Below are 21,798 nucleotides of genomic sequence, written 5' to 3' on the forward strand. Positions count from 1 at the left end.
TATTATACGCATTAAATTTATTCATTGTCTACAATTTTTACAGTATCTATAAATTGTTTACATTCTCACTCCCCACATTTGGGGATAATAAAACTAATACTAGATCATTATGTATGCTGCGTTGCCATTTTGACTACGCAGAGAAGCCACAAACTTCTTTTCTGAATTAGATAACCGACATTTCGGTTTTCTAATGCACTAACTTAGTGCGTCAGCTATTAAATTGATTAATAAGTCTATATTTAAATTTCTGATACGCTAACTTGACGTATCAGCTTTTAGAAGCGAAATACAACTTTCAATATATTCCCTTAATCCAAATTGGTTTTAGTAAATGCATTTATAATAACAAACTCACATTTGAGCTCATTACATATAATTAAAAGGTACCCCTAATTTGAGGTACGCTTTTTGTTTTATCAAACCACTTCCCTATTTTAAGGTACTGGTTACAAGTAGACTTTTAAGTTCGTTTGCTATTGTATGAAATGTAAAGTTTTGACAAGTTATAAATAAAAAGACTGCACCCAAAGGATACAGTCATTTTAAAGGATACTCGATTTTGAGTAGTAAATTTTAGTAGCTACGGTTATTATCTTATAAAAGACTCTAAATGTAAATAGAAAACGCTTACTTTTTATAACTTAAAATTAATACTACTCAAATATGTATATCTCTCTTACTTCTTTTTCTTAAGAGATTTAAAGACTAGAGCTAAAATTAAGAATATTAAAGCAACAGTGAGAACTGACCCCATTTATATTCCCTCCTAGATATCTTTAAATTTGATACTAACAAACTAATTCCTTAATTAAAACTAAATATACAAAATAAAGGGTACTGCAAAATACCAATACCTTAATTATTTATTAATAAAAATATGCTTATATTCTTTTTGAGCAATAGTTTTGGTTAATCAAAAACTTAATAAAAAGCACCTACTCAAAATTGAGTAAGTACTATTTTCATAATCATTTTTTAATCTTCTTCATGCACATCATCAATGAATATCGATGTAGTAATTTCTACCTCATGCTTATCAGTCCTCATCTGGAATATCATTAATAATCATTGTTCTATTAGGGTGTTGTTCGTGTATTTCATCTAGTGCTTTACGTTTTTCTTCTTCCTCATCTTCTGGCCACTCACCTATATTAATAAAAATTGGTGTGTCCGTAGATAACTCTTTCTTATCAGTAAATAACTTATGATACTTACCTAACATATCTCTAGCACGTAAACGGTCACTAGGCTTAATAGGTACTTCTACCATTTCTACATGCTCATTGTACACTAAGTTCATTTTTTCGGTGTCTGGGTTGCGTTGAAATTCACCACGTTTAACTACAACTTCTCTTACTTCACTTTCATCACCTACTGCTGCATTACTTAGGATATGAAGTAGTTCGTTAGCTGATAGCACGCCCTCATCAATCACTTTCTTTCGTTGCTCATCAATGTACTTAGCCACTTTTTCATTCTTTAGCAATCTACTACCTTGTACACTTGCAGTATGAGGACTATAACCAGCCTTAATTGCACTTTGTGTTACATTTAGCGTCTTTAGGTATTCAGATATAAACTTTTCTTGTCTAGGGTTTAAATCACTCATGTTATCCCTCCTCTAATTTGTCTAATAAACCATTCAATAATTGACGTATTCTTTCTCTACTTAACTCAAATATTTTTGCAATTTCATTCATAGATTTCCCTTCACATAGTAAGAAAAATATGTAGTATTCCCTTCTAGTCCCTACTGCATAAATAAGCTGATCTAGTTCATTAAAGAACACTTGATTACTAGTATTCTCACTTAGTTCAAAGGGTTCGACTTCATCACTCAGTGAAAAGAAATCATCTATATCAGTATCATCATAGCTTACAACATTTGACGCTTTCTCTTTGTGATAGTCCATTATAAACTGTTTAATCACTTGTTTATCCAACATCATGTAGCAACACTTACTTTACGATTATAAGCGTATAAATCACGTTGTAGGCGTTCTATAAGGTCATAATCTATTACTGAACCGTTAGATTGCATATAATACATGATTTCCTTTTGTTCACTAGGTGTATATCGCTTAATAACCTGTTTTAATTGCTGCATGTTTCTATTCGATTTAGCTTTGAAACGATGTAACTTTTCTTTTTCATCAATTATATTAATCACTAGCTTTTCTAGTGGATAAGATATTGATACAACGCCATACACATCATTTATAGTCATATGTGAGATATTTAAGTGATACATCATCTCTATTTGTGTAGTAATAGCTTTAATCTTGGTATTAATAAATTTAGGGTTATATTCTGTTAGCAAAGTATATTCAGATATTTTAGTTTCATAATATGATAGTGAGTAGTTTACTCTTTTAAGGTTCATGTATGCACCTCACAGATAAAATAAGCCTATCGCTAAGGATAGGCGTGTATGATATTAATCTTTGATAATTCGATTTTCTCTAGCCATTTGTATAAGTGATTTTGAACTTTTAGATTGTTGTTTCGCTTCTTTTCTACGTTGCTCATCATTATTTTGATTAATTTGTGCCTCAACAACATCTAATAATTTATCACGATCTTTCTCTGATAAATTTGTTTCTAACATAATATGATTTGATACCTTATCTAAATTGTGTTTTCTAGTCATTATTTATCACCTCTAAATTTAAGTCTATCATTGAATTGATCTATTATTGGTAAGTCCATTCCTGAAATAAATGGACTGTATAAAATATCTCTAAAGTGATTTCGCAATTCTCTTTTTACTTCATTATCTTTATTAAAGTTTTCTTTATAATATGGAGCAGCATAACGTAAATACTCATTTTCATACTTAACGTTTAATTCATCAATTTCTTTTAAAACTTTGTTATATTCTTCCATGATTGGATAGAATTTAGCTAATAATTTTTCTTTATCTTTTTTATATAATTGTGGTACTTCTTTTTGGTGCTTAATTAGTTCAATCGCCTTTTTACGTCTAGCCTCATCAAATACTTCTTTTTTAGTCGATAAGCGTTTCTCTAAGGCTTTCAGTTTCTTCTCATTGCTATCAAATGTAGTATAGAGTTCATCAGCCTCATCATCTTGTGAGTTAGCAATTAGTTCTTTATATTTAGCTTTATCTTCTTTAATTTGTTGTGTGAGTTCCTGACGTTCTTTTTCAAGTTTATTGATACCCTCTCTTTGTCCTATTACATATTCGTTGTATTCATCAAAATATTTTGCAGTTTTCAATTAAATTCCTCGTTTCAATTAGTTTTTAAGCCTATTTCTCTTATGTAGTTATATGGCTTTTTAATCTCTTTTTGTGGTAATCGTTTCGGTATAGCTTGTAGCAATATCAAGACTTTCTCAAAGTCGATATTATTTTCATTTCTGTTATAAATAAATTCTTTAAATGATTTCTTATCTAGATCATTCAACTTTGCTACAAACTCATCATTATTCATATTCTTTTCAGTAGCACCATCTTCTTTTTCCCTGAGTGCTTTCTCTTGGTTAAGCGTCAACTTATGAGGATAAGTCTTTACTTTTTGACGCTTGTCATTTATATATGAATAATTGTTTTCTATACCTTTATTACGCTCATTTCTATTTATATGAATATATTTGTATAGTTCAATCTTAAAACGCTCTACCACGTTCATATGAGCCTCTGAGCGTGTATTAATGTAATCTTTAATATACTTTTGTTCTTTAGTAGAGAAACGCCCTAGAACAGTATAAAAGGCGTTTAAATCTCTTTGACTTCTACTCTTATACCGTTCCAATTTCTGACGTTCTTCTAATATAGCGATTACTAAATTTTCAACGGAATAACTCTCATAGTAAATGCTTTCTGATACCGTATCACTACATAAACTAGGTGTAGTTCGGTCATACATATCTTCTATATCACTTTCTATGAGTGCTATTCTTGATTGAATGTAGTAAGTATTAAATCTAGTGAACAATTCGTAATCGCTAACTTTCTCTTGAATAATTTCAATTGCTGCACTCACTACATCACCTTAAATCTCAGTTTTCTTTAATGCCTCATATCGTTTCATACTGCCCTCAATATGACGCTTAATACTTAGTAAGGCTAATTCTTTTTGTTCTTTCGACTTTATCCAGAAATAGCCTCTAGTATCTTTCTTATAGCTATATCCAATTGGATAGCCATAATCTACAACTAAACTATTAATAGTATGTTGTAACCATCTTTCATTGTTTTTAGTAAACTCCATATTCAATTGATTGAATATATTTTGTTTAGTAATAATATTGTGCTTAGTGTTGCGTAATACATTTAATACTTTAATATGATCTTGAGTTAATTCTTTTTCAATTGTTATTGTCATTATTTAATACCTCATTTTTTAGTTATTTTGAGCAGACCTAATTAAATGAAGAGGTAATAAATGAAAATCTAGTGAATTTGCATTTTTCAACTATTGTACTCGTGATTTCAGAGAACAAGAAAACTAATCAAATTATATAAAAGTATAATTACTTCTATAACACTATTATACTAAATTTACACCAAAATTACAAACAAACGTTCTGTTTTTGTAGAATTTAAATAACTATTTAACATTACATTTAATGCTATTAAATCAATGTTTATAAATACTTTCACACTAATTCATAGACTTTCTATATAAGAACTAATGTTCGTTTTTTACCTAAGCTCAATCCAAAATCATTAACAAATCTTAACAATTACGATTTACATATAAAAAAGCCATGCACCTGTTAAAATGCATGACCTATAAATCTATATATTAAATTGTTTGTTCAATATCTATATTCCCAACAATCTGATCTAATGCCCACTCTAATATTCCAATGATATGGCCTTTTCTATCAGTAGTATAATAATGTTCACCATTCTCATCAGTCACACTATAATGATATATACTTTCTGTTTCTTTCATTACACTATCTAATGTTTCGTTCACTTCATTCAATAAGATAAATTCATTAGTATCAAATTCCAACATTTCAACAATTTCCCACGTTTTACGCTCAAAGAATTTGAGTGCGAACTCTAAAAATGTTGTCTTATTTACTTGTTGCTGCGTAAGTATATTAAAATCTCTTACGCTATTATCTGTTTCATTAATTACACTTTCCATAAAATGAGCAATCTTAGTTAATTCTTTTAATTGTTTATTATTCATACTATACACGTTCCTTTCTTCTAATCATTAGATTTTCGTTATCTTTTCCAACTTTACCGATACTTTCAAATTTATATCTTTCAAAATATTTTGTATTTTTATCGCTCTCAGTCCATAGGCAAGACTCAAGATTGAGCTTTGTAGAAATTGCTAGTATATCTTTTAGTAGCATTTTGCCATGTCCTTTTTTAAGTGAATTTAAGTTATCTATTTCAATGATCCAATCACTATTAAAATATTGACTAAGTAACGGATTAGGCTTTCTAATATTAAATTTTATGAGTGCTTTGAAATCTTTAGTTATCAATGATATATCCCTACCAAAACAAAAGAGATAATATTTTTTACTTAATAAAATAACTTCTTGAATAAAGATTTTATGAGTTTTAGTAGAATTAGTTAAAAGACTTATAATCAAACCTTTAGCCATGTTTTCTTGTTCTTTCTTCACATGCTGCTGAAATTTATTATTATTTATAAACATCTTAAATTGTTGGTGTCCTATTTCTGTAATTGTTGGCATACTTAACCTCCATGTTAATTAAATGTGGTACTAGTACCCAATGCGTACCCGTCATTAATTATTGAGTGGGTACTCTTGAAACCATTGATAGACAAGGATTTAAGGTTATTAGTACCCGTTGTACCCGTTAAAATACTTTTAGTATGTGCATTTAAATAGTGAGTATTAATTAGTTATAAAATCTAAATTTCTTAAAATTATATACACTATTATTAATTAGTGGGTACTTCGGGTACTATCTTTTTCAAACCTTGATATTACAATATTTATCGAGTACCCGTTTTTTATTTCTAAGTGGGTACTCAACGGGTACATGTGGTACTTTTAAAATTCTGAATGTGGATTGTGAGAATTTGAGAAATCAAATCCCATTTCTTTTATAACTTCATCTTTAATAGCAAAGCCTCTATGTTTTTTAGTCTCATGTCTAACCTGTATTTGTAAACGGTCTTTTTCTTTCTTAACTAAATAACCTTTTTTATCCCATTGTTTTGTTGTGGTGTACATTTCATGACTTAATATATCTTTTACTGTATCGCCTAAAATACATAGGTAACCACGTTTATATACTGCTTTAATCTCCCCATTTTTTACGTAACTATATCCATCGCCAGTTATATTATTTCGGTGAGCATCTAAATATTGCAGCATATCCTCAAGCATTTGTTTAGGTTTATCTATCGTTTTATTATTCTTCAACATATTTTCATATGCTTGGTTAATAATCTTATAGTAGTCATGTTCAAAGCCATCTATATCATTAAGAATTTCACCAGTAAGCTGTAATAAGGCGAAACACTTTCCAATACGTTGCATTACTTCATTGATACCTTTTTCATTAAAGTATCTTAAGTAGCTTTCAAAACTTTCTTTATACTTATCCTTTTTTGATTGATATTGTTTAAAAAATTCAATTCCTAGCGTTCCGTAATTCTCTCTAAATTCATGATCTAATGAGATGAAATCATAATTATCTGGGTAAGGTTGTTCTTCTAAAGTAACGACACGAGCCGATACCCCTGCTTTATCTTCTGCCATATTCGTAATTGAGGCCTCACCAGTAGAAAGCATGATGTTTTTCCATTCTTTCTTTTCATCAATAGTTAAATTCTTATTACTTCGGCTTTTACTTTCACCACTTGAATAGTTGTAGACAGCATTAGCTATAAAATTTGGTGATATATTTCGTGTATCATCTTTAAACATTGGAAAAGAGTTCAAAAATGCAGCCATAGCCTCAATGCTGTTTCTAGTAGAACTCCATGTAGTTGTGAGGTCAGTAGTACCCCACACACTAGCTACTAGATTTAAAGTGAATGTTTTACCTGTTGAAGTACTGCCAGCAAGTTCAACAATAAATGGCATAATATCAAATTCATAAAGTAATACCGAACCTAGTGAGGCATATAACATCACCATAACCATAGGTAAATCTTTAATTTTTATAAATACTTTTTTTGAATAATCTTCGATTGTTCCTTTAGATTTAAATGAATTTACTAGTTTTTGAAAGCCTTTATCGTTATTAAAAAACTTGATATTTTTATGTTCCATTTCATCTTTGTAAGGATAAATGAAGTAATCTTTTACATGTCCTAATCGAGTTGCTACCTTTATATTGATAGGTGGATTATATCTCTTAGATTGATTAATATAATCAACTAATTTTGATGAAGTATTTGAAGTTACATCTAGTTTCCTATTTGCTAGTTTGAGGAGTTGTCTATTATCTGTGATTTCTTCTGCAGTAACATTTAAATTTACTGGTGTTCTATTATCAAAAAAGTGCATGTTATAACTCACTTCACCATTTTCAATATTTTCATATCTAGTATTGATTTCTGGAATAGTAGTAGTGATAAATCTTTCTTTATCTGGTTCACCATCTTTTCTACTTGGAATAACTTGATAAAGTGCTGCACCATAACTATTAGGTTTCACTTTGTAACCATCTGGAATAATATTGGGAGTATATGTCTTTTTATTCATATTCTCTTTAATTTCGTTCATAATTTCATCATTAGTAAAGTTCATAGAAAACTCCTCTCTAATTGTTGTAATGTTTTTTCATAATTGAATAAAAAGTAGCGTTTATCTCACGATCATTCATTGGTGGTGTGCATGATTGCCCCCACATCTGAGCAAAGGCATAAATAATATGTTCATTTACTCTACGATTAAATAAGTGACCTAAAATACTTGCTAGTGATGAATTACGCCCACCTTCACTAACGCCAAATGCTTTTTCTTCCCAATAACTTGCGTCACGTCTTTTAAAGACTGGAGTAGATTTTGATTGAGTAGAAATATCAAATAATTTAGCCCACTCTTTAAGTGTCGATTTATCTATAATTGCAGCGTCGTTAAATTGAACTTCAAACGGGCTTTCATTACTTTTTCTAACTGGTAACGCCATAGCCCTAGATGGTTGATAACTACCCTCATCAATTTTGCGTGCAATTTTTTGTGCTAATGTTCTTACATATATACGGTATTCATTTGCACTTATACGCTTACTCAGTGGCACGTACAAACGTATTCTAGGGCTTTCATTTGTGTGATTAAATGTTGTGTGCCAAAACCATGCAAAGCCCTCTAATTCGCTTTTAATTGACTTGTGTAGCATGTTTAAATCATCTTCATCATCATAATCAAGTACAAGTACATCTCTATAAAGTACATTGTCATCATTTCTGTATTTTCGATATTCGTTGCCTTTATCATCTACGCCATCAGCAAGATCACCATATACTGCTGTCCCTCTAGCATATTTATTTATATTATTTTGTGGAATGGATAAACGATTGATTAATTCACTCCAATTAGGTTGAGAGAAGTTCTTAAATGATGTAGCTTTTTCATTTCCATACCAAACCACACTCACTTGAGTATCATTTTCTAATTGAATTTTGCTCAATTTTATACCTCCATGTATTAAAACAAGAGCAAAGATGTTATAATACAAATGGAGTATTTTCTTATTGCTCTTGTATTTAATAAAATTTATATATTATGCGTTACTTTCGCTTTGGTCGGTTGGAAGTGACGCATTTTTTAATTCATCTATTGCATTGTTATAATGATGTTCCACTTGTTCAATCATTGAATTAACATCAGTAAAGATTGAGTTGATTACTGCTAGATAAATAAAATGATTTTGAATATTTTCATTTGCAGTATATGCTGCTACTTGATCGTTAGACGCAACTAGCATTTTTTTATATTCCTCAGCACGTTCCATTTCATCTGCTACTAAGTTTCTAAGTGCGTTGAGTTTAGAAGTTAAATTTGCACTTACTACTTCATCTTTGATTTCGTGAATTTGATATTTTAAATTTTTCAACGACTACTCCTCCAAACTTTCAACAAAAATTGTCATTTCTTCAATAGCTATTTTTAATTCTTCAATATCGTCTTTAGTTAAGAATTTACTAATATTAGAATCTTCATAAATGATAGGGAAATCTGTAAAAGTTTCAGTAGCTTGAACAAGATTTTTATATTCTTGATAATCATTAGTAATTTCTAAAATTTCATTATCATTTAAATAAGGATACATTTTTTTAATAATTGAAATATCTTTACTACGACGTTTTTGTAATAGTTTCATCATTTTTTTAACATGTTTTTTATCTTTAAAAATTAAATCGCCACTTACTTTACTTTCAATATTTTTGTAATCATTTTTAGTTAAATTTTTCATTTTTTCATTTTCCTCTCTGAAATTATTTGTTGTTTTTAATTTTTGATTAATGTTCATTTACTACTCCTCCATTAAAAATATTCTTTAAGTGCCTTTAAAAAATAAGAATTTTGTTTATCTCTTATATCAAACTTGATAATTGCTACCATGCTTGAGAATAAGAAAAAAGCTAAAGCATAATGTAATTGACTATGCATATTTAAAAACACAGTAATGATACATATATAAATAAGTTCATTTATAAATCTAAGCACTTTTATGCCTCCTTTTTATTAAAGCCAACCTTTATGACGTTTACTAAGATACTCTTTAAAGCCATCAATAGAGATAACTGTCATTGTAGATGACAAGCTGTAATATAGATCTTCTACACCTTTGTTATCTTTATCATATTCTTTGAGAATTCTATTAACCGATGAATAAGAAATCCCAAATAGTTTAGCAATGGCATTAGGCTTTGCCATGATTGGCTTTACTATCACTTGTTTAGGTTCAGTCACTACATTTTCTTTAGTTGGTAAATCTTGCAACTTTACATGTGGCATAGTTTAGGCCTCCTCTTTTTCTAATGTGTCTAGTAACTTTTCTTTATTGATAAGAATTTTGCCGCCAATTTTAGTGTGTGGTATTACATTTTTTTGAATAAGTTTATATGTGTGCCTTTCACTCATTCTTATCAATTCAGCTGTTTCCTTAACAGTAAGATACATATAATCACCTCGCTTATAGTCCATTTACAATACTTAAATTGTATATTTGTATTATATGCAGTACTATGAAAATTGTCAACATGTTTGTCTTATTTTTATTTTTCGTACTATATTTAATACATTTTTTATTTAGAGTACTTCTTATATGTCTTTTTTAGTTCTCATAGACTTATAAAGATGGTATATTTATTTTGGTGATTATTATGATAAAATTTAACTTAAAAAAATTATTAGATGAAAAAGATTACTCTATTACTAAGTTACATTCCGAAACTGGAATTTCTAGAAATTCATTAACCTTATTAGCAAATGGAAAAAGTCAAGGCGTTCAATTTGAAACTCTAGAAAAGATAGCTATTGCTTTAAATGTAGAAATTAGTGATTTATTCATAAGATCGTTTGACGTTCTTCAATTCCAAATAATTACTAAAGAAATTAAAGATGTAAACGAAATACCTCAATATGAAAGTGAACTAGGAAAAGGCATTAGAGATATAAATAGAAATCGTTTTAAAGAAAATGAATTAAATACTTTAAAATGTCGTTTAGTTATTGATGATAAGGAAAGAATATTCTATTTTCCTTATCGCTTAATAGTTAAGTTTAATCCTGTCCCTAGCTTTGATATTGAAATAGATATAAAAAGATACGATATAGAAAAAAACTTCCAATTTTTATATAACGAATTTTTTTATTTAGACTATTTAATAAATTACTACTTTACTAATTCCATAATGAAATTTGAGGAAAATTTTATAAAAAAGATGGTTGAAGAATATAATTTAAACGCTTATATATTAAAATTTCGTGAAGATTTAAAGAAAGAGAGAGATTATCAAGTTATTAGTTTAACTAAAAAATTAAGAACGAATAAAAAGAGTTTAAATGATTTTATTGATAAATTTAACAGAAATTATTCTTATAAAGTTACTATTGATGATGGTATAATTTTAAATTCTAAATAAAATAGAATTGGAGGCTCACTCACATGTGGCATGAGAAATTTACTAATAAACATGGTGAAACTAAATATCGCTATTATGAGAAGTATAAAGATCCACTCACAAACAAATGGCGACGTGTTAGCGTGGTGCTTAATAAGAATGGAAAGCAATCACAGAAAGAGGCTCAGAAACGCTTAAATGAGCGTATAGAAGAAAAACTAAATAATAAGACACCTACTACATTAAAGTCGCTAACTTTCCATGCTGCATGTGATGAGTGGTTTGAAAACTATAAATTAGTATCTGGAGCTAAACAATCAACTATAAGAGCAAAAACTTACAGACTTGCTCACATCAAAGAGCGAATAAATGAGGATATTCTTGTCGATAAAATGAATGCTCAAGTTATTCAAGATTACATAAATACATCAATGAAAGAAAATAATATTAAACACATTACAATTAAAGTCAATGTGAGCCTTATAAAGAGTGTATTGAAGTTTGCTCAGAAAAAGTACAATATCTCAGATATATCATATATAGATAATGTGTCATTACCTAAGAAAGCAGTAACTAGAGAAGAAATCAAAGCAAAACGTGAGAATTATCTAGAAATGAATGAAGTACATAAACTCATTGATGAACTTAACCATAAGGCAAGCACTAGTAATAAAGGCTATATTAAACGCTCATATATGATGACTGCATACATCACTGAGTTTCAAGTATTGAACGGTTTAAGAATTGGTGAGTTGTTAGCACTCCAACCTGAAAACATTGATTTTAAGAATAAAAAGATTGAGATTGATGGCACAATAGCATGGATAACTAAAGATGGTGTACGTGGCTTTAAAGATACAACTAAGACTGAGGCCTCTTATCGCACTATATCTATTACCACTAGAAGTTGTGAGATATTGCGTAAGGTAATGTTGGAAAATAAGAAATCGGCTAAGTGGGATAGTAATTTTAAAGAGAGAAATTTTATTTTTACAAATAGTAAAGGTAGTCCTATGCCCTTATCGTCTATTAATGCTAACATTAAGAACGCTGCAAAGAATGTAGGTATTGAAAAAGATATTTCAACTCACACTATGCGTCACAGTCACATATCCTTATTATCACAATTAGGAGTGTCACTGCGTGCAATAATGGATCGTGTAGGCCATAAAGATTATAAAACAACTTTACAGATATATAGTCATGTTACTGAACAAATGGATAAAGATATGATGAGTAAGTTGGAAAAAGTTGGAAAATAATTGTTGACTTACTATTGTAGTCGATGTTAATATTTGTTTATAAACAAGTCAACTAATCCATGACAGTAGACACCCCACCATAAGGGGCTGGGCGAAATCATGGTTTTTTTTATGCATAAAAAAGGAGAACGTAGATGAAAAAAGTTGCTATATTAGTAGATGGTGGATATTACAGAAAAAGAAGTAAAACAGTATTTGGTAAAAAAACTGCCAAAGAAAGAGCTGATGAACTATATAGATACTGTAATAGACACTTAAAAGAAACTCACTTTAAAGAAGAAATACATAATGAGCTTTATAGAATATTTTATTATGATTGCCCTCCTATTGACAAACAAGTATTTCATCCCCTTACTCGTAAAACCATTGATTTCACTAAAAGTGAAACAAAACAATGGACTAATGACTTCTTCAAGGAAATCTCAAAAAAAAGAAAAGTAGCACTAAGATTGGGAGAGTTAAATGAATCAACAGTACATTATAACTTGAAACACCATACCACTAAACAACTACTTAATGGTAGCAAAGATCTTAATAATCTTGAAACAAACGATTTTGCTTTATCACTAGTTCAAAAAGGCGTAGATATGAAAATCGGATTAGATATTGCATCCATTTCCTATAAACATCAAGTAGATAAAATCATATTAATTGCTGGAGATAGTGATTTTGTGCCTGCTGCAAAATTAGCAAGGACTGAAGGTATTGACTTTGTTCTTGATTCACTTGGAGCAGATATAAGAGACAGTCTTTCATTACATATTGATGGACGTCGCACTTGTGACGAGGCATATAGAAAGAAAAAATAAGGCCGATATCTCGGCTTTTTTTTATGCTTAAAATCAAGTTTTTTCACATTATGCCCTTATTCTGCCCTTTTTTATGTATAAATAAATCAAAAATAACCTAAAAGCACTGATATATCAACACTTTATAAAAATTATGTTGTTTAACCTTCGGTAACACCTACATGATTTAATCCTGGACGTTTTTGTTCTAGCACTGACTTATCTGCTTTTAATGCATTTTTCGCTTCAGTTAATTGAGTTAATGCTTCTTCTACTTTTGCTTTCTCATCACTGATTTCTTCAGCTGTCGCATCTCCGTTGTTAATCACACCTTGAGCTTCTGAACTAATTCGCTCTGCTTCTGCTTTCTTCGCTCTATAATTATCTGATGTTACTTGTGTCATTCCTGACGTTGGATCTTGTTCTGCTGTTGCTACATCAAGTTGACGTTTTGCTTCAACTAAAGCACTATTATCTGCTTTATTTTGTAGTAATGAAATTGCATGTTGAATTTTCAATGAGACATCATTAATATTATTTGTCACATTTACAACATCCGTATTTGTTGCTCTATCATTTGATAACACTTCATTAGCTTTTCTTCGAACTGCTTCAATTTCATCATGCAAATGCTGCATTTCATTATTATATGCAGTCACACTTAATGGTGTTTTACCATTAGTGTCTCCTTGTGCGTTAAGTTTAGGTAAAGCATTTCTAATACTCGATTTATCTGCATGGGTTCTAATTGGTACATTTACAATCTCTATACTTCCATCTCTATAAGTAATACGTGTTGGTACTGCTTGCGTTGTATCACTCTGTAAATTTGTAGGTAAACTTACTCCTTCGTTTACATTAGCATGATCTTTATTATCTACACTAATTGCATTATTAAGTTCCTCATTACTAACTCTTTCGCCAGGTTCTTTGACTATCTCATGAATTACAACATCATGATGATCAGGTCCCACAACTCCAACAGTATTATGGCTAAAATTATCATCATTTCCAGCAATAGATTCTGTATTAATCAGTACATGTGGTTTTAAAGAATTAGCTTTAAATGTCACTTTACCTGTTCTAGAATCAAGTGTTACATAATCTAGCTGATTATTCATCGACCATTGATTTTGATTATTTTTAGTTACAATTAATTCTCTAGATTGTTCTGTACTATTACCCATTTTTTCGACATAGCTAATTTTAACTTTATCTGTAGGATTTTTTGTTGTTGATGCATTAGCATTATTTGGAATAACTTCGAACTCCCCATTTTGTTTAAATGCAAATGTTGTGTTAGATGGTGTTGCTGGCTTAACTTTGTAAGTCGCACTTATAGCAGCCTCACTTGTCAATTCTCCATTCCCTGTCGTTGATTCAGTGTTAATCAATGTATCATTTGGGACTGACATTTTGTCATAAATAATTTCACTACCATCTGGAGAAACTGATAAACCAGGTGTATTTATAGAATCACTCGCTTTTGTCCATTTGCCTGTGTTATTTTTGACAAATGTGCCAATAACTTGATTTCCTTTTTTAACAGTAATTCTATCTGGATTTACAATTATATTTTCAACATTAACTCCTAAATTTTTACCTACCCCTGGTGAAATGACTACATCGCCAACATCATTTTGTGTAACAGTTGCTGGATTTGGAGCTGCATTAGTCACTTTAAATATTGCTGTATCAGAAGTAAAGAAGACATGGTTTTGGTTATCTAATACTTCAAATCTCGCTTCTTTTTTGAAGGCTTGAGTTGGATGTACTAAATTTGACCATTGTTCGTTATGAGAAGCTGTTGTATTTTGATTCCAAACAAAATGGAAACCATCTGTAGGTAAACCATTCGCATTTTCTAATGCTACATAATTATTAATATTTCCATTTCCATCAAAACTTGTTCCTACAATCGTACTATACTCTGATTTTTTAAATTTATATTTATATTCATATACTTTTACTGGGACATTATATACGTGATTAATACCGTTATACCTTACTTCAGCAGTTAAGCTTTGAACGCCAGCAATATTATTATTTGGAGCATTATTATTTTTCCAAGTCACTGTAGCCCCATTCATATAATTATTTTCAAATGTCACATAATTTGCTGCGTCATCGCCATAAGTTAACGCGTGACCGACCACATCACGTTGTGGTGCTTTAGCAGTGGCTGGTGCATAAATGGTTACTGGAATAGAAACTGTTCTCGTTTCTCCATTACTCAATGTGACAATGGCGCGTTTAGTTGTAGTACCAATTGTGTTTTTCCATTGATTAGCATTCTGTTCCCATTCTACTCGTATGATATCTGAATTAGAGTTAATGTAAGTTCTAGGATTATTTAAATCAATGTTGTCCCCTTTAACAAATTTTAATCCGCCGTCTACCGCTTCAAGCTGTTTTGTTACAGGCGAAGATGTACTTAAATCTGATTCTATTGATTCTGAACGTGTTGAATTCACAACAGAACCACTATTATTTTGTTCAGTAATGGTTAAATGATCAACCGTGATAATTGATTTAGCTTTAATATTACCAAGTGGTAATACTCCTGGAATTGTAATAGATACTGAACCATCACGATTTCTAGTCATAGTTGTATTACTAATTTCTCTACCATCTTCAGTATATAGTTTAACATGTGCATTATTTGGAACATTATTTACTTTAATAGATTGTCCAGATAAATCAGCTTTATATTTTGTACTTATAGTGTCGATTGAAGGCGTAGTTGGTTTCACTTTAAACAATACATTAACTGGGTCTACTTGACCGTTAGGATATATCACGTTAATTGTTTCTGTAAAAATACCTGGACTATTTGATAAAGGTTGTCCAGAACCAGGTGCCCAATCGAAGTTCGTACCCGATGGTAAATAATTTGCAATACCTTCTACAAACGATCCTACATTAGATGACAAACCTTCATTTGAAGATAAGAAATTACCATTTATTGTTGTTTGATATACTCTTTTTGGTTTCGCTTTAACTACTCTATAGTGTGCTTCTTTTTCAATGGGTGTTGTTTCACCATCAAATAAGATGTTTGCTCTTAAAATTTGTGGGACACCTACTGTTGTAGAGTTAATATCTGGTCCATTACCAATCCAAGTCACAGTAGCATCTGTCAAAGGGTGATCATTGTTTATAACGAAGAAGTCATTATTATTTGTTCCTTTACCACTTGGGAATGGCTGACCTTGTACTGTAAATAATTCTATTTCTCTGATATTAGGAATGACATGTTTTACTGGTACAGTAATGGATGTTCTTGAATTATCTGCATAAGTGATAGTCACTTCAACATTTGCATTATTACCTGAACGATGAACATTACTAATTTCCCTACTTCTTATTTCATTACTGCCATCTGTAACGTAATTTCTATTGGTAATTGATTTTGAAATATCTAAACTGTTAAAAATAGCTTGTCTATCTGTCTCAGATAAACTTGCATTGTTACTAATATTTGCTATACGTATTGGATGTGACTCATCAGCAGTTGTCATGACACTATATTTATCTTTTAATGGTTTGATTAATACATTAAATACAGCCGTTGTTTCGTTATCACTACCATCTGTTACTTTAACTTTCACTTGTTTAGACATTGGGGTAGATACATTAGGGGCAACACCACTTAATATTGAATGGTTTAATACATTCATAGGTATTTGACTGTCATTAGGTACAGTAACATTTTTAATACCAAAGTTATCAGTTAATGTAAGTGTATTTCTGAAAGTTTCTCCTGAAAATACAACATGATCATTATAATTATCTAATACAATATTTGGCGTTACTTTATCAGTTGGTACAAATACGATATTAATCACATTGTCTGTTGATGACATTGATTGTCCAAGACGTTCAATATAGCTTTTTGCACCATAAGGCGTTAAATACAATTGTTGTTTATCTACCGCACCCATAATTCCATTACCCGTACCATTTTGTTTAAGTACTTTATCTAAATGGAAACCAGCAGCACCATTCATGGCTGGAATATCACCACTCATCACTGTCGAATTGCTGCTTGTATGTCTATAGTCACTGCGTGCAATGACAGAGTTGCTATATCCAGTATTGCTGTCAACGATGTCTAATACTTGAATAGGTTGACCATCATATGTAAATGGATGTTCTCCATCCGAATATATACTATTCCCTTTAGAATATCCTACAGGTTTAAATCCACGAGCTGAGCCTGATTCTGCTAATATTTTCTCTTGACCTTCTATATGGTTTCTCAACCCTGCATGTTTAGGCGTTGCTCTTAAAAGTGATAATACGTCATTACCTGTTATTCTTCTTCCAGTCGTTGCATCATATCGATAAATTATTGTTTTACCATCTGGAGACCACTCAAATCCACCATCTGTGCCTCTTCCATTAAGTTTTTGACTTGTCCAAGTCACAGTATAATCATTACGTAAATTTATCCATTTTAAGAAATCCATATGATCAAATGTTGAAATGAATTGTTTTGTTAATTCACCTTTAGTAATCGTTACTCTTACACGACTTGGATGATTACTTAAAGGTTCATCGTTTTCAATTCTGATATCACTATCATTTAAATTTAATTGCGGATTAGCATCTTTAAAGGCATTTCTAACTTGTGTAATTTCATCATTACTTAAATTTTTAGTTGTTGAACGATAAACACGTTGATTTTCTGCTAATGTATTGACATCAACTACGTTAACTTTAATTGTCAAACGTTCTGAACTATGGTTGTAAGCATTTAATGCATCTACGTTATAAGTATAAATACCAGCATTTAGACGACTTATTGCTTGAGGTGATGGTATTGAACTACCATTAATAGTTGTAAACGCATTATTAGGAATATCTTGTCCATTACTTAATGAGAAATATTTTCTTAAATCAGGTCCAATTGTATACTCTTGACCTTTAGCAATTGTGATAAATGCTTCTTTTGTATTTGAACTACCTGGTTCAGTATATATTGATTTACGTTGAGGTCTATATGTAATCACTTGAGCCGGATCAATTATACGAGTCGAACCATCTTTAAAAGTCAAGACTACTCTACCATCATTATCAACCATGTACGGATTAAATGTACTTAAAAATGATGTCAAACTACTATTTTTAGCTTTAAGCGAGTTAATGATATCATTTCTTTCACTTTGCGAAATACTATTAGGATTAACCACTGTTTTCAATTCTTGCTGACTAAACAACTGAACTGGTTTATCATCAGATAACTTTCCAATATGAAGATGATATGGGCTTACATTGGTAGTATTGCCTGCTCTATCATGAGCAACGGGTTGAACAAGTATGTCACTATTCCACGTTACATCATTCGAAATTGTTCCTGTAATCACTAAAGTACCTGCGTCTCCAGAAGCATCTCTATTGAATACCGCTTGTAAACCACTATTTCCAGTGATAGATGCATCTTCCACACCTGAGCCATATGCATTATCAGAAACAGGAATTGAAATATTAACGTTATCTCCACGATAGTATTTATCTTGAAGACCTCTTACGTTGCTAAATGTTGGCGGTGTAGTATCTAGTCCTACATTAATCGAATTACTAAAGTTGGATTGCACTGGATCTTCATAGTATGTAATTGCTCTAATAACCCCATTATTAGGTAAAGGATTAGTATAATCACTTTCTTCAAATGTCACCGTGCCATCTAAGTTTGCCATCTTTTCCGCGAGTACAGTATAGCCTAAAGGTGATGTGCCAGGACCTGCACCATCTGTACCACCTGAAACTAAACGTACTTTTGCTCTCTCATCCTGTGGTACATGTGTTACCGTAATAGTTGGTTTCTTACCTCCTTTTTGTCCTAATTGCGCCGCAAGTGTTGAAATAACTGGTGGATTTGGTTTAGCAATGACTTCAAATATTTTAGTTTCGTTACCGATTCTCGCTGTCATCACATGTCGTCCTGGTGGCAATTGACCAACTAATACTTTATTTTTCTCAAGTTCTGTATTGGGTCTATCTACTGCATCTTCAATTCGTAGAGAGGGTGGATATCCAGAGATTTCCCATACATTTGCAGACTCGTTACTTTTAAATTGAATTCGAATATTTTGATGATAATCCTTACTATTACCATTAGTCACTGTATTAAGCATTTGACCTTCTTGTTGTAAAAAGACCGCATGATGTGCAGCTTGTGATTCAGGTGAATTTTCTTTATTATCGGTTGCATTATCTGAATAGAATCCAATGGATTGTTCTAACTTTGGTTTGACGAATAAATTTACTTTTTTGATTGTTTCACCATTATGATATGCATCACTTACATTAAACCCAACAAAAATTTCAATTGGTCTTCCCGTTCTCGCAGCCTCTTTTAATTTTTCTTCAGAAAACATTTCATGAATTTCATAAGAGTTAAGCGGATTTACACCAAAATTACCTCTATAACGATCAGTAGGTACTCTAGGAAATAAACCCATTACATGATCACTAGGGTTACTTAGATAACTTGCAACATCTTCAGCATATTCGTGTGTAGCGAAATCGCTATCTAAGTAATGTTTTTTCATTATTCTACGCTCTGGCACATCATAAGCCGATTCAACATGGTCAATATGCAGTACGCGATCAATAACATCTACAATTTTAGTTTTACGATCATTATACTGTTCTAGTGGCTCTAAATATAATTGGTTATAGTTGTTGATTTCATTAAATTCAATCCCTCTACCACCTGCTGCATAATATAATCTATCTTGTGAGCTACCAGACGTTTTAAATTGAATAGTATAACTATCTGTTCCTCTAGCTTGAAATGCATAGATATGATCAATACCTTGATTATGATCTACTTGCGCAGTTAAATAACGATAAATATCGTCTCCAGCTACTTTAATTTTATTTGGAACACCTTCTCTTTCAAAGAATGTAAGTGGTTGATTTTCATTACCACGTGCAAAATCCCCTAAATTATAAATATGATTAACTGAATCGTTATAGAACTCACTTCTATTCAAAGGATTACCTTGTCTGAAATTATATGCACTTGATGTAATACCACCAGCAGAATCCCACATTCTTGATAATGATTGGTCTCTACCATCTCCAGCACCAGATGATGCTGTTTCTCGGCCATTGACATCTGTAACTGTAAAACGAACTGGTCCTGTCGGCGTTTGACCTTTTGGTAAACCAAACCAAAATACCATGCCATTACGTTTAATATGATACTTATTAAAATTAATCGTCCATAAATATCCATCATTTTGTCTAATTGATGAAATTTCTGCAATACCTCTAACACTAGATGGACTCATATTTCGATAATGTGAGCGTGTAGTGTAATATGGTGCACTTTTATTTGTCGCATGTAAAAACGTTCCTGACCAATAACCGGAACCATCATTTTCATTTTCTACATACCATTCTTTTTTAGCATTATTATACAAATCTGAATTCTTTTTTACTTTTGAGCCAGGTTTTGGTCTAGAGTTATGAACTACTGGTGGTGTATAAGTGTTAGCAGTATTGCTAGGGGGTCTCGTTCCACCTTGTCCACGTACAGGGCGTCTACTTGATCTTACAGCACGTGCTTCTCTATTTGCTCTTGTACTAATAGTTCTTACTTGTCGTTGTGGCAGTGATTCAATTAATGCATTAGCTTGCTCTAGTTCCTTATATAATTCATTAATTAATGTTTGATTTGAATTGTTATTTTCACTAAAGAAATGATTAACTTTATTGAACGTCGATTTAATTTGAGCAACTTTTTTATTATCAGATTGTTCTCTATCAATTTTTTGATATTCAGCGTAAGAACGGTCATAAGCTGCTTGAAGTTTATCACCATCAATTGTTGTTGAAGTTGAAGATACTAGAGTATCATCTGATGCTTCTCTATCTTCGTAACGAGTACGATTACGGTTGTCATGATTATGTCCTTCATTCACCTCGGTTACATTTATATCATCTAATTTATTTAGTTGAGATTTAGCTTCATTGTTTTCTTTTAAATCTGTTGTTGTATGAGATGTATCTTTGTTTTCGTTTTGAGATGAAAATGATGTTAAATCATTTGTTAATGTATCAGTAGTCTGAACTTTATTTAAAGTTTCATTGTTTCCTTTTTGACTCTCAGATACAGGTGAAGCTTTAGGTTCTGTGTTAGATTGAACTTGCTTGTTACTTGTCTCATTTGAAGTTTGTTCTTGGTCTCTAGCTTTTGCTTGAATCACTTGTCCATCTTTTTGTAGTTGTTCACTGGCGTGTGCTTGAGGTGAACCTAAGAAAATTAATGTCGCAATAACAGTTGAAAAAGCACCGACTGTATATTTGCGGATACTAAACTTCTGTAATTTTTCTCGATAATTCACAGTGATTATTCACTCCTATTCTTGATGTTTATTCTTAGCTGTATAGGTGTAAATGATGAAACATTTTTATTTAAAAACTATATTATAACTCAATGTTTCACAATCATTTACTATATTGTACTGAACAATAGGTGTATTTGTTCATTTATATATTATCATCATTCATTTTATATGTGTATATTATTTTATGAATATTTTATTAAATAATATATTTAACTTATATACTAGATGCACTTCAAATAATTGTTTCAGAATTTATTTAGCTTATTAAAAATTAAAAATTCACTTATATTTTTTAATCTAGAAGCCATCACCTAAAGATTTTTATTTAGAA

The 21,798-nt window shown here is 30.8% G+C and carries 20 protein-coding genes; 3 read left to right on the top strand and 17 right to left on the bottom strand.

Annotated elements, in window-relative coordinates:
- Positions 1 to 1,039: 1,039 nt before the first annotated feature.
- From CD034_RS09925 to CD034_RS10000, 16 genes are all read right to left on the bottom strand, one after another.
- Positions 1,040 to 1,612: a terminase small subunit gene (locus tag CD034_RS09925; RefSeq protein ID WP_103288334.1), complete on the bottom strand. Its 573-nt coding sequence runs from the start codon at positions 1,610 to 1,612 to the stop codon at positions 1,040 to 1,042.
- 1 nt (position 1,613) lies between these two features.
- The gene (locus tag CD034_RS09930) at positions 1,614 to 1,952 is read right to left on the bottom strand and encodes a sigma factor-like helix-turn-helix DNA-binding protein (RefSeq protein ID WP_103288335.1); all 339 of its coding nucleotides are present in this window, start codon (positions 1,950 to 1,952) and stop codon (positions 1,614 to 1,616) included.
- Positions 1,949 to 2,386 (bottom strand): encapsidation protein CP3, encoded by a 438-nt coding sequence (locus tag CD034_RS09935; RefSeq protein WP_103288336.1) that lies wholly within the window; start codon positions 2,384 to 2,386, stop codon positions 1,949 to 1,951. Before CD034_RS09935 ends, CD034_RS09930 begins: the two co-directional genes overlap by 4 nt.
- Before the next feature lie 54 nt (positions 2,387 to 2,440).
- The gene (locus CD034_RS09940) at positions 2,441 to 2,653 is read right to left on the bottom strand and encodes a hypothetical protein (RefSeq protein WP_103288337.1); all 213 of its coding nucleotides are present in this window, start codon (positions 2,651 to 2,653) and stop codon (positions 2,441 to 2,443) included.
- A complete protein-coding gene (locus CD034_RS09945) occupies positions 2,653 to 3,243 on the bottom strand; it encodes a coiled-coil domain-containing protein (RefSeq protein ID WP_103288338.1) in 591 nt (196 codons plus the stop codon). The genes CD034_RS09940 and CD034_RS09945 overlap by 1 nt, the downstream gene beginning before the upstream one ends.
- 14 nt (positions 3,244 to 3,257) lie before the next feature.
- Entirely contained in the window at positions 3,258 to 4,010 is a 753-nt protein-coding gene (locus tag CD034_RS09950) for an encapsidation protein CP3 (protein WP_103288339.1), read from the bottom strand.
- A gap of 9 nt (positions 4,011 to 4,019) precedes the next feature.
- A complete protein-coding gene (locus tag CD034_RS09955) occupies positions 4,020 to 4,352 on the bottom strand; it encodes a hypothetical protein (protein WP_002448465.1) in 333 nt (110 codons plus the stop codon).
- 423 nt (positions 4,353 to 4,775) lie between these two features.
- Positions 4,776 to 5,174, bottom strand: a complete 399-nt coding sequence (locus CD034_RS11500; protein ID WP_244927423.1) for a pathogenicity island protein — start codon at positions 5,172 to 5,174, stop codon at positions 4,776 to 4,778.
- Position 5,175: 1 nt separating this feature from the next.
- Positions 5,176 to 5,697 (bottom strand): hypothetical protein, encoded by a 522-nt coding sequence (locus CD034_RS09965; RefSeq protein ID WP_103288340.1) that lies wholly within the window; start codon positions 5,695 to 5,697, stop codon positions 5,176 to 5,178.
- 324 nt (positions 5,698 to 6,021) lie between these two features.
- The gene (locus tag CD034_RS09970) at positions 6,022 to 7,707 is read right to left on the bottom strand and encodes a DUF927 domain-containing protein (RefSeq protein ID WP_370444864.1); all 1,686 of its coding nucleotides are present in this window, start codon (positions 7,705 to 7,707) and stop codon (positions 6,022 to 6,024) included.
- A 37-nt stretch (positions 7,708 to 7,744) separates the two neighbouring features.
- Positions 7,745 to 8,614: a primase alpha helix C-terminal domain-containing protein gene (locus CD034_RS09975; protein WP_103288342.1), complete on the bottom strand. Its 870-nt coding sequence runs from the start codon at positions 8,612 to 8,614 to the stop codon at positions 7,745 to 7,747.
- Between the two features lie 93 nt (positions 8,615 to 8,707).
- Positions 8,708 to 9,040, bottom strand: coding sequence for a hypothetical protein (locus tag CD034_RS09980; protein ID WP_103288343.1), 333 nt, complete (start codon positions 9,038 to 9,040; stop codon positions 8,708 to 8,710).
- A gap of 3 nt (positions 9,041 to 9,043) precedes the next feature.
- Entirely contained in the window at positions 9,044 to 9,457 is a 414-nt protein-coding gene (locus CD034_RS09985) for a pathogenicity island protein (RefSeq protein ID WP_070491935.1), read from the bottom strand.
- A gap of 14 nt (positions 9,458 to 9,471) precedes the next feature.
- On the bottom strand, positions 9,472 to 9,654 hold the full coding sequence (locus CD034_RS09990) for a hypothetical protein (RefSeq protein ID WP_049432512.1): 183 nt from the start codon (positions 9,652 to 9,654) through the stop codon (positions 9,472 to 9,474).
- Positions 9,655 to 9,672: 18 nt separating this feature from the next.
- Positions 9,673 to 9,945 (bottom strand): helix-turn-helix domain-containing protein, encoded by a 273-nt coding sequence (locus tag CD034_RS09995; RefSeq protein WP_054105604.1) that lies wholly within the window; start codon positions 9,943 to 9,945, stop codon positions 9,673 to 9,675.
- Positions 9,946 to 9,948: 3 nt separating this feature from the next.
- Positions 9,949 to 10,110: a helix-turn-helix domain-containing protein gene (locus tag CD034_RS10000; RefSeq protein WP_070491932.1), complete on the bottom strand. Its 162-nt coding sequence runs from the start codon at positions 10,108 to 10,110 to the stop codon at positions 9,949 to 9,951.
- A 203-nt stretch (positions 10,111 to 10,313) separates the two neighbouring features.
- Between CD034_RS10000 and CD034_RS10005 the strand changes: the two genes are divergently transcribed.
- From CD034_RS10005 to CD034_RS10015, 3 genes are all read left to right on the top strand, one after another.
- Positions 10,314 to 11,075 carry a helix-turn-helix domain-containing protein gene (locus CD034_RS10005; protein WP_070491929.1) on the top strand — a complete coding sequence of 254 codons (762 nt, stop codon included), beginning with the start codon at positions 10,314 to 10,316 and terminating at the stop codon, positions 11,073 to 11,075.
- A 23-nt stretch (positions 11,076 to 11,098) separates the two neighbouring features.
- Positions 11,099 to 12,316, top strand: a complete 1,218-nt coding sequence (locus CD034_RS10010) for a tyrosine-type recombinase/integrase (RefSeq protein ID WP_103288344.1) — start codon at positions 11,099 to 11,101, stop codon at positions 12,314 to 12,316.
- A gap of 134 nt (positions 12,317 to 12,450) precedes the next feature.
- On the top strand, positions 12,451 to 13,125 hold the full coding sequence (locus CD034_RS10015; protein WP_103288345.1) for an NYN domain-containing protein: 675 nt from the start codon (positions 12,451 to 12,453) through the stop codon (positions 13,123 to 13,125).
- 140 nt (positions 13,126 to 13,265) lie between these two features.
- Here CD034_RS10015 and ebh read toward each other — a convergent pair whose 3' ends face one another.
- Positions 13,266 to 21,464, bottom strand: coding sequence for a hyperosmolarity resistance protein Ebh (ebh, locus tag CD034_RS10020; protein ID WP_103288346.1), 8,199 nt, complete (start codon positions 21,462 to 21,464; stop codon positions 13,266 to 13,268).
- Positions 21,465 to 21,798 lie beyond the last annotated feature (334 nt).

Origin of the sequence: Staphylococcus hominis subsp. hominis, from assembly GCF_002901845.1 — a bacterium.
Taxonomy (GTDB): Bacteria; Bacillota; Bacilli; order Staphylococcales; family Staphylococcaceae; genus Staphylococcus; species Staphylococcus hominis.